10 protein-coding genes and 1 pseudogene are annotated in these 12737 nt (G+C 41.3%); 6 read left to right on the forward strand and 5 right to left on the reverse strand.

What is annotated here, in order from left to right:
• Positions 1–50: 50 nt before the first annotated feature.
• The 4 genes from AC4E92_RS02805 to AC4E92_RS02820 are packed head-to-tail and all read right to left on the reverse strand — an operon-like array spanning position 51 to position 7016.
• On the reverse strand, positions 51–1013 hold the full coding sequence (locus AC4E92_RS02805) for a DUF1175 domain-containing protein (protein ID WP_490239068.1): 963 nt from the start codon (positions 1011–1013) through the stop codon (positions 51–53).
• A complete protein-coding gene (locus AC4E92_RS02810; RefSeq protein ID WP_490239069.1) occupies positions 913–1392 on the reverse strand; it encodes a hypothetical protein in 480 nt (159 codons plus the stop codon). The genes AC4E92_RS02805 and AC4E92_RS02810 overlap by 101 nt, the downstream gene beginning before the upstream one ends.
• A complete protein-coding gene (locus AC4E92_RS02815; RefSeq protein ID WP_490239070.1) occupies positions 1376–6016 on the reverse strand; it encodes an MG2 domain-containing protein in 4641 nt (1546 codons plus the stop codon). The genes AC4E92_RS02810 and AC4E92_RS02815 overlap by 17 nt, the downstream gene beginning before the upstream one ends.
• Complete coding sequence (locus tag AC4E92_RS02820) at positions 6009–7016, reverse strand: protein-L-isoaspartate O-methyltransferase (protein WP_490239071.1); 1008 nt, start codon at positions 7014–7016, stop codon at positions 6009–6011. The genes AC4E92_RS02815 and AC4E92_RS02820 overlap by 8 nt, the downstream gene beginning before the upstream one ends.
• 175 nt (positions 7017–7191) lie before the next feature.
• Between AC4E92_RS02820 and AC4E92_RS02825 the strand changes: the two genes are divergently transcribed.
• Genes AC4E92_RS02825 through hydF form a run of 5 tightly spaced genes read left to right on the forward strand, consistent with a single transcriptional unit; the run spans position 7192 to position 11304 of the window.
• Positions 7192–7434 (forward strand): TM1266 family iron-only hydrogenase system putative regulator, encoded by a 243-nt coding sequence (locus AC4E92_RS02825; RefSeq protein ID WP_490239072.1) that lies wholly within the window; start codon positions 7192–7194, stop codon positions 7432–7434.
• Positions 7435–7443: 9 nt separating this feature from the next.
• Positions 7444–8859 carry a [FeFe] hydrogenase H-cluster radical SAM maturase HydG gene (gene hydG, locus AC4E92_RS02830; RefSeq protein WP_490239073.1) on the forward strand — a complete coding sequence of 472 codons (1416 nt, stop codon included), beginning with the start codon at positions 7444–7446 and terminating at the stop codon, positions 8857–8859.
• The gene (locus tag AC4E92_RS02835; RefSeq protein ID WP_490239074.1) at positions 8846–9121 is read left to right on the forward strand and encodes a hypothetical protein; all 276 of its coding nucleotides are present in this window, start codon (positions 8846–8848) and stop codon (positions 9119–9121) included. Before hydG ends, AC4E92_RS02835 begins: the two co-directional genes overlap by 14 nt.
• Positions 9075–10127, forward strand: a complete 1053-nt coding sequence (hydE, locus tag AC4E92_RS02840) for a [FeFe] hydrogenase H-cluster radical SAM maturase HydE (protein ID WP_490239075.1) — start codon at positions 9075–9077, stop codon at positions 10125–10127. Before AC4E92_RS02835 ends, hydE begins: the two co-directional genes overlap by 47 nt.
• Complete coding sequence (gene hydF / locus AC4E92_RS02845) at positions 10102–11304, forward strand: [FeFe] hydrogenase H-cluster maturation GTPase HydF (RefSeq protein ID WP_490239076.1); 1203 nt, start codon at positions 10102–10104, stop codon at positions 11302–11304. Before hydE ends, hydF begins: the two co-directional genes overlap by 26 nt.
• Positions 11305–11354: 50 nt before the next feature.
• Here the strand turns inward: hydF and AC4E92_RS02850 are convergent, their stop codons facing one another.
• Positions 11355–12314 (reverse strand): potassium channel beta subunit family protein, encoded by a 960-nt coding sequence (locus AC4E92_RS02850; RefSeq protein ID WP_490239077.1) that lies wholly within the window; start codon positions 12312–12314, stop codon positions 11355–11357.
• Positions 12315–12428: 114 nt separating this feature from the next.
• Here AC4E92_RS02850 and AC4E92_RS02855 point away from each other — a divergent pair.
• Positions 12429–12737 (forward strand): annotated as a pseudogene (locus tag AC4E92_RS02855) (DUF6115 domain-containing protein); the annotation flags it as partial.

Here is a 12737-nt window from a genome sequence, read left to right on the forward strand (position 1 = left end):
ACCCCTAAGAGAATTTTTCAACAAGTAGATTATACTGATCTACTTTTTATTCAATATGACAGAAACTTGAATCTGAAAAATCCAAGGAAATATTTGTTTTTGTTAACAGGTGCCCAGGATGGATCGAGTTCGGCAAGCTCGCTGTATCTGACAAATCTCAATTCACCAGTACTCCCGCCGATGGGACCTGTGTGATACAGAACCCAGCCCTGATGATCTGCCACACCCAGGTTACCGACATAGATCATGAGATGGTATGGAAATTCAAAATCCTCTGGATGAAAAAAGACCATGATATCTCCGGGTTTAGAAAAGCTGACATCCTTTGTCACAAATTTCAGACTGTTCTGGTACAGAATTCTTGCAACAGCAAAAGTACTGAAATCAGAACTGTCCTGAAACTTCCCTTTTTTTATTCTGAAAATTTTTTTGCCAATGATCGGTACATTCGGATAGTTGTACTTCTCGACATCCTGAAAGACAGGACCTGTATACTTTGTCCTTTCAAACCAGAGACTATCGTGCTTTCTAAGGGCTTCTCTTGCACAGTACCTGATCAGCCCGGCACAGTCCATTTCATCTTTATTCCACGCAGGAGAATCGTTGTTAAAGGCACTTATTCCAATCCATATAAACCAGTTTCTGAATCTCTCTGAATCTTTCAAATCAAGCATCAGGCAGTCTGGATAACCATCTTCATCTTTATCTTCAACATCTGGCTCAACGAAAAACTTTATCGACTTTGTTTTTTTAAAAGGACCTATACTCTCAAAATACAGTTCTATTCTTTCTGCAGGTTTTACCCGTGGCAAATACAGACCGTTATCCATCACCTGAACTGTTCTGTTTGAATAAATCTTCGCGGCAACTATTTTTCCTTCAAGAAAAAGATCCTGAACATCTTTCACGGGCTTAAGGGCTATCTGAAGTTTCACCTGAAAACTGAAAGCCAGTATCATGAACAGGGAAATTGCTGTTGCGATAGCGAGCCACATAATCTGGTATATCTTCATATTTAACCTCCTGCATGAATCTTTTCAAGGCATCTTTGTGTTCTCCTTTGAGATCTTCAAGTTTTGAACCTGTGAGATATAGTATCAAACCTTCTTCGAACCATCTTGGCATGGAAAAATTCTTCTGCAAAAGATGGTGAAGTAATTCATGTTCTATCGTGCTTTCGAATATTCCTTTCTGCCTGAGAACAGCAAAAGGCTGGCTGATAATCACACCATCAGCATACACAGCAGCTATGTGATATGGCTTTGCCGTCAGTTTATGAAATTCATAAACAGTATCACATTCTATCAGTATTACATCAAGCTCAACTTTGATTTGCAAAAATTCGGCTATTTTGAATATTCTGTCCAAAGGCAGATCATTTAGATTTCTCAACCTCAAACCATACACCGATATCAAGCACATCAGGATTTGAATGACCATAAAGACCTTTGTAATACATTGAATAAGCTCTGGCCGGGAGAATCTGGTATTTTCCATTTGCCGTTGCCCTCCAGAAATAGCTTAGATTCCCCGAAGAGTACCCACGAACGAAGAAAGCAATTCTGTCCTGATGTACTTCACTGGCTGTAAACCACCTGTCCCAGGCTTTGTACCACATGTAGTCAAATTTTGAGTAATTTTGCAAACTCTTTTCCCCGTACCTGTCCAGGATTTGTGCGCAGGATGCAAAATAATCTTCAACGACAAGATAACCACCACTTCCCGATTTGAGTCTTATCACGGTCTTTACTATATCACCTGAACCTATCGAAACTGGATGGGATTGTTTTTGAAAGATCACTTCACACAGTTGTTCTGTCAACATTTGTTCATTTCCAGAAAAACGAAAGCCACCCTTAGCGATGATTTTTTCACCATCCCAGTCCAGAACTTGTTCAGCCACGAAGGGCAGTTCGACAAAATCATCTTTCACAAACCAGTAAGTTTTGTCTGAAGTTCTCAAGAGTATCTCGGACTCGGTGCAGTTCAATGCCACGACGTCATCTGGAACGCTGGCAACAGGGCGGTTGTCTATCCACAGCTTTCCTTCTTTCAGATACACCAAGCCGTCTTTGGTCAAGCCGGCATCCTGAACATCGAAATAGGTTTTTGCCGTCTTTGACAGTGTGTCGTAAACCATGGCAGAGTTGTTTTTGAGCATGACCAGTATTAGACCGTTTCGTGTTTGAATGTGTTTAAATTCGTACAAAGCGTTGTTCAAGCTGAGTTTGAAATCTTCTACCTTCAGTTTAGTGTTTCTGTATGTGTATTCTTCAGATTCATGCGGCAATATGTACAGTTCATCGGTTTTGAATTCACTCAGCAATCTGGCTGATACCGGTACATAATGCTGTGCAATCGGCACAAAGGCATCGACCACAGTTTTTTGATCGATCACGGGTATCTCGTAACGTACGTAGAACTTTCTTTCCACACTCAGTCCTTCGTTCACTGCTGAAACGGGTTTTTCGTAATAGATCACGTGGATTTCTACAAGCCCGTTTCCTTGAATGGTCAGGTGGTTCTGTTCGATCTCGATTTGTCCCTGACCTGTTAATTCAACGGTTTTCCCGTTGTTCACCACAACATGTGGTTCATTTATCTGCGGCAGAGCTTCGAGCAGTGCAAGCACCGCAAAGGATGTGTCTTTTGTTGAATACCAGAAATAACCGTCTTTTTTGCTGATCAGGTAATTGACGATTTTCGTCTGGATTTCTTTATTTTTGTTCCACTTGGCGAGTGATCTGAGCAGTATAGAGGTTAACTGCACATCGGAGATGAAATAGTTGTCCTCTGGCTGGATAAAAGCGAGAGTTTCTGTCTGTTTCAACAGCTTCATTGCTTCTTCAAGGGCTTTTTCAGAAGACAGTGAAAGATACACCCAATCCGTGTCATTTTTAACCTGATAAGGTTTGTGATCGACTTTGTAAAGATCAAGTACGTATGATCCATAAGCTGAAAGATTTTCACTTAAATAATTCAGACCGGCTTCTATCACAGAATCCGCAATGTCAAATCCCGCTTTTCGTGCGTGGTAAAGTCCTTCCATGACATAGCAGGTCATGAAATCATCACTGTCATCGTTCTGCCACCAGCCCCATCCTCCATCTAGATGCTGATATTTGTACAGCCTCATCAAACCTTTTTCGACTATTTCTTCAAGCTCATCTATCTTCAGACCCATTTGAGCGGCAACCACCGCCGGCAGAAAACTGCTCATCGTTTGTTCAGTACAACCGTATGGGTATCTTATCAGCCTTCTGATGGAATTTTCCACAAGTGGTATGATGCTCGAATAAACGGTCAGTCTTGCCTGTTTGTATTCGCCTTCTGGTAAATTCACGGTTTTTGAACCGTTCACAAACTCCAATGTGTAAAATTCTCTTTCAAAAGCAAATGGTTTTACCGGTACGTTCAGAGCCACGGCATCTGTCAAACCAAAACTCGCAGTTGCGAAAGTTGTTATTGTAGATGGGTCTGATTCTTTCAGTGCCATTACTGTCCAGTATGAAGAATTGGTACTTTTCGGTTGCACATAAAAGCTGGTTTTTGTATCTTGTGGTGGATAATACTGATGATTTTCCAAGATCAATTCAACAGAATCAGGTAACTCCAGCCACAGATTTGTTTCTATGAGATCAGATCTTTGATTGAAAACCGTAGCGGATATCTGAACAATATCTCCTTGCCTGAAAAATGTTGGTAGGATGGGACGCACATAGAAATCTCTTGTGACAGTGATCTTACCGTCAGCCTGTGCCATGTTCTTTTTTGAAAACCCATACGCCGTGGCGATGAAAGTCGTCAGACTATCAGGCACTTTGAAGACAACGGTCGCCTTTCCTTTGTCGATTTTCAGGTTGGGTATCCACAGAGCCGTATCGGGGAAGTATTCTCTGACATTTATCTTAGCCTGAACTGCACTCTTTTTGAAATCTTCAAAGGATTTTTCTTCAGGTAGCTCAGCCATTATGTTGAATTTACCCGATAAGTACAACCAGAAGTTTGAAAAGTCCCAGAAGACCTGTGGATATTCGCTGTATGGATATATAACATCCTCAATGGAAACAGGATTGATACCAAGCATTGAATAAATTGCCTCATCTACAAGCGACAGGCAGAACGAAAAATCCTCATTTGATTCGATAGTGAGTTTTGCTTCCTCGCCGGGTTGATAGACATCTTTATCAAAATGGATCTGAATCTTCTGTACATTGAGCTGACGTTCTATTTTTATATTCTTCATCTGGGAGATCTTTTTGCCATTTGAATAAGCAAGAAAGATCAAAAATAGATTTCTCTGTGTCGTTCCATCCGGCACTGGTAGATTAATTGACGCATGCCCCTCAACTTTGATTAATTGCGTACTGTAGACTCGATCACCGACTAAGGCAATTACTCCGGCTACCTTTTGCGGTGAAAAGATCTGTAGCAAGATCTGTTCACCAATTTTATAGCTTTCCTTATCAGTGACCATTGCAAATTCAGAGACAGTATATCCTTCTATCCACGAATACGAATGCACGTATATGTATTTTTTCGCTTTCTGAAAGCCAAGTTCAATCCTGTAGCTACCGATAGTCTGGGGTGAAAATTGTATCAGAGCTTCTCCATCAACTACTTTTATCTTGGAAATCTTTTGATCGATCTTGATTGTCATTTCACCATTCAGTGGATTATCAGCAAGATCTGTCACTTTCACTTTTATTGAAAGGTTTTCGCCCGGTTTTGTAAAGATACTGTCTTGATCCAGTGATATTTTCACGTTGTCTGCATGAATGTAAACTGTTTTTTCCTGCTCGATCTGTCTTTGACTTTCATCGGTGACTATCGCTTGGATTGAGTACCGACCCTGGAAGCCTTCCTCGGCTTTCACAGATATACTTAACTGCCCGTTTTCGTCGGCAACTTCATAGCCACGATAAACAAGAAAGCTTTCTGTGTCAAATTCAGAATACGCATAGATGTAAAAGGCAATATTTGCACCAGCAACCGGCAGGTCGTTGAAATAATTCACCTTTACAACGGCTTGAATATTTTCTCCTGAAATGTATTCTTCTTTGCTCGTTTCGATCTGGACTTTGTACTCGGGTTTTCTGTATTCTTCAACCAGAAAGTCTTGGAAAAAAGAGCTATCCTTGTGCGTTACCTTGATCATATATCTTCCAATAGCCGCCGTTTCAGCGAGCTTGAAACTATCCCAGAACCCACCTAATTCGTCAGTTGCCAGTGATTTGTTGTAGATCTCATTACCCTTGGGATCTGAAATAACAACCTGAACTTTAGTGGCACCAAGAGCTGTGTAGAGATTCTGCTCCTGTTTGAGAAGTTGACCTTTGAAGTTCACCGTGTCTTTGGGTTTATAAATGGGTCTGTCAGTAACCAAGAAGAGCTTCTTACCAAGGTTGAAGGTTCTACCTGGCTTGTAAACGTTGCTAACTGTAAAGGAATCGTTCTTTTTCACAACAACCATATCGAAGTCTTCTTCGAGCTTTGCCAGACCGTATTCATCGGTCTTTGATCTATATACAACTTTTTGATCTTTTATCAGGAAAAGTTCGGCTTTGGGAATGATTTCAGATGTGGTTTTCACAGTATAGATGATTGTTTGTTCCTCGTCTGATAAAAAAACAATCCCTATATCTGTCACAATCAGGACCGTCGAGTCATATATGGCACTCTGGCTTAAGTTTGAAAGAACCGCCAGATAAAGGCCCGTATTTGTGAATTTCACTGAAAAACTCTGCCATTCTTCGGTCAATTGAAAAACTCTTTGTAGCACCCTTTTGCCTGCTTTTTGCCTCAAATCTTCGTAGGACAAATTCGTATCTGTGAATAATGCCAGCGGGTCTATATTTAGCCGATAAACACTCAGAAGGACTCTATCAAGCTGTGATGCTGAAAAAGAGATGGTTGCATCTGGAAGTTCCAGCACAGTTTCGCTTGTGAAGTATGCATAGCCTGCGAATACTGAGATCGAAAAAATCACCAAGAGAAGAACAATCTGTTTATACATATTCCATACCCCCTTCGTGTATCGACTCAATCTCTACAAAATTCATGTTCTCATCGTAGACTATCTGAAGATTTTTCAAATCAACGAAATCAAAACTCTCCCATTGATGCAGAACCTTTGAAAGTTTCTCAACCTTTCCGAACACTTCCCATTTACCCTGCCACGATGCATATCCATCGTCTTCAACATGATATATCTGCTGGTCTTTTTCACACAAAGACCAACATGAGAGATGTAATAACCTGAACATTTCTGTTTGCTGGTAATACTTTATATTGATCACTCCTGAAAAATTCTTCGGCTGTATCTTTGACAGTTTTGCAAGATTTTCCTGATTCAGATTTCCAAGTAAACCTTTTGCCTTCAGGAATCTTGTCTGGACAATCTCTCTGGCAACGATGAACTGTGAAAATTTTTCAAAGAGTACGGCAGGTTGCGACTGGGTGAGAAACACATCTACAGGTGCTATTATTTTACCATTGATTTTCAATTGTTTGAACCACTGTGCTGGAATTGTGTCTACTGCGACAGTTACAAATATGACATCGTAAGGAGCAAGATCTTGGTATCCAGCCGCTCCATCCTGATTGATGAAAAGTACATTTTTTATACCCAGATTTTGAGAAGTTTTCACAGCATGTTCAAGAAATTTCCCGTTGACTTCCATCCCAACTACCAATCCACTATCACCGACTATCTGCGACATCACGCATGCGTTGTAACCGGTACCCGATCCAATTTCTAAAATCCTCATTCCCCTGGAAATTCCAGCGACTTTCATAAAAAGTGCCATCAAAGACGGCTGGCTGGAAGTGCTGTAATCATTCCCGTCCCTTGACGTTATGACAACATCATCTGAATAGATTACCTCCATCGGATAGCTGTACTGGCAGAAGGCTTCTCTTGGGATTTTTTCAAAGGCTTTGAGGATTTCTTCACTGTATTGACCTGTTAACGATATCTGCCTGACAAGTTCCATTTTCCACGGACTGGCAGTCATTGACATACCTCTTGGACTATTCTACACCTGATTTTTGTTTTGACTGTTTTCAATTTCAGAGTTTGTGATATAATTAACATGGACTTCTGAGGTGAAGGAGACTATCTGACACCGAGGAAGGGGTATATGGCGATAATTTGCCCCCTTTCTCGGTTTTGAGAAAGGGGGTTTTGTTTTGGAAAGATTTTACGTGGTGAATATCCTTGTTGAAAACAGAGAAAATGCCTACAAACAGGTGAATGAGCTTTTGCACGACTTTGCAGATGTGATAAGGCTTAGAATGGGCTATCCTGTGCCGGATGAGAACATAGCGATAATCTTGCTTGTCGTAAAGGCAAATAACGATACGATGGGCAGTTTATCGGGAAAACTCGGTCAAATCAAAGAAGTCAAAGTGAAAACCGTTCCGGTTAAGTGAGGTGAGAAAATGTACGTAATATCGAACAGGATAAAAGAAGCAGAGTCTTTTATTCCGCACGATGAGATTTACCAGTTGCTTGAGTCCACAAAAAACCCAGACAGAAATTTGATAGAACAGATCATTGCAAAATCTCTCAACAAACAGAGACTCACTCCGCGTGAGACGGCATTTTTGCTGAATGCCGAAGATCCGGAACTTGTTGAAATGATATTCCATGCCGCCAGGGAATTGAAACAAAAAATATATGGTAACAGAATAGTCTTGTTTGCACCGCTGTACGTGGGCAATGAATGCATAAATGGTTGTCTGTACTGTGGTTTTAGAAGTCAGAACAAACAGGTTATTCGAAAAACTCTCACCGATGAAGAATTAAATAGTGAATTAAAAGCGCTGACTTCAAAAGGTCATAAAAGGCTCATAGTTGTTTTTGGAGAACATCCGATGTACTCCCCACAGTTCATAGCAACTGTCATACAGAAAATATACTCTTTCAAAAATGGAACCGGTGAGATAAGAAGAGTCAATGTGAATGCGGCACCTCAAACCGTAAAAGGATACAAGTTGATCAGAGATGTCGGCATTGGTACCTTTCAAATCTTTCAGGAAACTTATCATCTACCAACCTACAAAAAATTGCACCCATATGGTCCAAAATCTTCCTACGTTTACAGACTCTTCGGACTGGATAGAGCCATGATTGCAGGAATTGACGATGTTGGCATCGGTGCATTATTTGGGTTGTATGAGTGGAAATTTGAAGTAATGGGACTGATGTACCATACCAAACACCTTGAAGAAAGATTCGGTGTTGGACCGCACACCATTTCGTTCCCGAGAATAGAACCGGCTTTTGGTACACCCCTGGCGAATAATCCGCCACATCCTGTGAATGATTACGATTTCAAAAGACTTATAGCCATAATCAGATTATCTGTTCCATACACCGGTTTGATACTCACGGCAAGGGAGAAACCGCAGATCAGGCGTGAGGCACTTGAACTGGGGGTCTCTCAAATAGATGCTGGCTCGAGCATAGGTGTGGGTTCATATTCACAGACTGATCAGAATGCTGTCAAAAAAAGTCAGTTCATCCTTGGCGATACCAGAACTCTGGATGATGTCATAAGAGAACTCATTGAGAGTGGATATATACCATCTTTTTGCACGGCTTGCTACAGAGCGGGCAGAACAGGTCAGCATTTCATGGAGTTTGCTATACCCGGTTTTGTGAAGCAATTTTGCACACCAAACGCCATATTAACCTTGAAAGAGTATCTGACAGATTATGCCTCGCCTCAGACAAAGGAAGCGGGAGAGATGTTGATAGAAAAAGAGCTTTCAAAGATGCCAGAACAGAAGAAGGAGAGTTTGAAGAAACTACTTGCACAAATCCAGGCAGGGTTTAGAGATGTCAGAGTGTAAAGAAATGCTCCAAAAGATAGCAGAAGACTTCAATTGCAAAGTATGGGTGTGTGAAAAAATCTCAAAAAGGGTTTCTTTTATAAAAGATCTTAAAGCCGGTGTTGAGAGATTTGAGGCGCCAAAGGTGATTGTCGAGGATGATAGATTCGTCGTTTTTGGTCAGGTTGATGAAATCTGTCCAAAATTGATCGATGCAGCGTGGAAGGTGATAGATTGTGTACGACATTCTGCAAAAAATATTGAAACACCCACAGAAGGTTGAAATCGAGGAAATTGCATTTGTTCTTTCAAAAGATGAGATAAATGAAAAGCTCTTTGCTCTGGCAGACGAGGTCAGACAAAAATATCTTGCAAGAGACGTTTATATCCGCGGAATAATCGAGTTTTCAAATTACTGCAGAAATGACTGTCTTTATTGTGGTATAAGAGCATCTAACAGAGATATTCAAAGGTATAGAATGTCGGTAGACCAGATAATTCAGCGCGCACAGTTGATATCCCAGATGGGAATAAAAACGATTGTCCTTCAATCTGGTGAAGATCTGTACTACGACCGTGACGTGATAGCACAGTTGATAGACAGGATAAAAAGACTGAATGTTGCAATCACCCTGAGTATCGGTGAGAGAGATTTCAGCGAGTACAGGCTCTGGAAAGATGCAGGCGCTGATAGATACCTGATGCGTCATGAGACTGCTGATGAAAGACTCTATGAAAAATTGCATCCGGCAGATTCGTTCAAAACAAGAGTAGAACATTTGAAAAAACTCAAGCAACTGGGTTATGAGGTCGGGGCAGGATCGATGGTTGGGCTCCCAGGACAGGATGATATTTCCCTTGCAAAAGATATTTTATTTGTGCGGGATCTTGATGCAGACATGGTGGGAATAGGTCCTTTCATACCACATCCTTCAACTCCGTTGAAAAATGCCAGAGCTGGAACATTGAACAAAACATTGAAAATGATAGCTCTCACCAGGTTGTTTCTGCCAGATACCAACATCCCTGCAACAACCGCTCTTGGTACGATTCATCCATTTGGAAGGCAACTGGCTCTCAAATGTGGAGCTAATGTCATAATGCCTAATTTCACCCCATCTCCTTACCGCGCACTGTACACTCTGTATCCAGACAAAATATGCATTTTTGAGAATGACATCGCCTGCGGAGAGTGCACGAAAAATCTGGTTAAATCCGCTGGCTACACGGTCAGCGATGATTTTGGATATAGGAGGAAGATCGATGGACATATCACATGCAGGGTTTAGAAAGTACATAGCAATAACTGGCCGTAGAAATGTCGGCAAATCTTCACTGATAAATGCAATCGCCTGCCAGGATATCGCGATCGTCAGCGAATTGCCTGGTACGACGACAGATCCTGTCTATAAAACTCTTGAGATACAGCCCATAGGACCTGTCACTCTGATCGACACACCTGGCATAGATGATGAGGGAATTGTTGGTGAAAAACGTGTACAAAGGGCAAAAAGAGCCCTGTACAGAGCTGATGCGGCTATTCTGGTTGTCGATGACCAACCATCTCACTATGAGCAGGTGCTAATGGACATTTTCAAAGAACTTGAGATACCATTTGTGATAGCTTTGAACAAAGCCGATCTTCAAATAAATGGTCTTGCATCATTTTATGAAACTTTTGGTGTACCAGTTGTGGAAATCTCTGCGAAAGAAAGAAAAAACATACCTGTGTTGCTTGAGAAACTCTCTGAAATAATTCCCGTTCAAGAAGAAAAACCACTCATAGGTCACTTGCTCAAAGACACAAAGACAGTTGTTCTTGTTGTTCCAATAGACAAAGCAGCACCAAAGGGCAGGCTGATCATGCCGCAGGTAGAAGTGATAAGGGAAGTGATAGATTTTGGTGGGACAGCCGTTGTAACAAGAGACTGTGAGCTTGCCGATACCATCAAAAAGCTTTCAAAAAAGGTAGATATCGTCGTCACAGATTCTCAGGTTGTAATGAAAGTTGAAAAGATTGTGCCCAGACAAATACCACTGACAACCTTTTCCATACTGGAAGCTGCAAACAAAGGTGATATTAAACTTTTTTTAGAAGGTATTGAAAGACTCAGGACACTGAAAGACAATGATTCAGTTGCAGTTGTTGAAGCCTGCTCGCATGTGCCAACCTGTGACGACATCGGAAGAGTAAAAATACCGCGGTGGATAGAGGAAAAAATGAATGTAAAACTGCGGTACGAGTTTTTTGCCGGCAAGGAATTCCCAGATCTTGAAAAACTTCAGGAATGTAAATTGATGATACACTGCGGTGGTTGTGTACTAAATAGGAGCGCATTCATGCGTCGTATGAACTGGGCAAGGAGATTGAAAATTCCGGTTGTTAATTATGGAATATTGATCTCACACCTGCACGGTGTATTGGAGCGTGTCATAGAGCCATTAATGAGTAATTCTTCATTATGAAAAAATTGGTCTGCTTTGCGGCAGACCAATTTTAAGCTATCACACTCTATTCAGTCGCTGAGGATTTTATCGATTTCATTCATAACATCGTCAGAAAGCTTTTGCTTGACTTCAATGGCTTTTATGTTTTCGTCGAACTGTTCTATTTTTGACACACCGAGTATGACACTCGACACATGCGGATTTTTCAATATCCAGGCTATAGCAAGTTGAGAAAGTGTGCAGTTCAGTTCTTCAGAGATCTTTTTGAGTCTTAGTAGTTTGGAAAAAGTTTTTTCGCTCAGTAATCCTGTTTCTTCAAATCTTTTTCTGAGAAATTCGTACTTTGCGAGTCTTGAATCCTGAGGTATTCCCTGCAGGTACTTCCCGCTGAGCAAACCAGATGCAAGCGGGCTGAATGTCGTCAGACCCATGCCGTATTTTTCATATATCGGCTGGTATTCTTTTTCCACCCTTTCTCTTACCAGCATATTATACTGGGGTTGTTCAACAACCGGGGGTATACAGTTGAGCTGCTTTGCCGTCTGGTGAGCCTTTTCTAATTCTTCCGCGCTCCATTCAGATGTACCCCAGTAGAGTGCCAAACCACTTCTCACAATTTGGTCCATTGTCCAGACGATTTCTTCCATCGGCACCTGTGGATCCGGTCTGTGACAGTACAGAAGGTCAACATAGTCCAGTTGAAGTCTTTTCAACGATGCCCATGTGCCTTCGAGCAGGTGCTTTCTTGAGAGCCCTTTATCGTTTGGTCCATTTCCTCCCCAGAAGATCTTGGTGGAAATGACCAGATCAGACCTCCTATAAGATTTTATGATCTCTCCCAGCATGGATTCTGCCATGCCATTTGCGTAAGCCTCTGCTGTATCAATGAAATTGATCCCATTTTGTATTGCTTTGTTGACCAATTCCTTTGCAGAACTAAAATCAAGCTGATTACCAAATGTGATCCATGATCCCAAAGACAGCTCGCTGATCTTCAAGCCCCATTTTCCAACTTTTCTGTACTCCATTTTCACACCTCCTTGTTCGCTTTACTAATTATACCAAATTCATCTGAATTTTAAGTGGAATGTTTTTGTTGCATCAAAATCAAAGAACTGTGGTATACAATAAGCAGATCGGAGGTGTTTGAACTGACTGATTTTTTCTCGTGGGTTGTCTTTCTGAGCACTCTTGGTACCGTGGCTTTTGCATGGGGACTTTTTCTTTCTAATATGACTCCAAAAGCCCCAAAACAGGAAGAATACGAAAAATTCGAAGAAAGAATCCTTGAATTGATGGGACAGTTCAGGCACATCTCATCTGTCAGATTGCAGATGCTTGACAAAAAGATAGAAGAACTCAAAAAATTGATCAAGGAAGCCAACACACTGTACGCTTCTTTGTGCGCTCAGGAAGCAAAAACCATGGAGAAACTTTCTTATTCTAACCAA

The sequence above is a fragment of the Pseudothermotoga sp. genome (assembly GCF_031962025.1).
GTDB lineage: Bacteria > Thermotogota > Thermotogae > Thermotogales > DSM-5069 > Pseudothermotoga_B.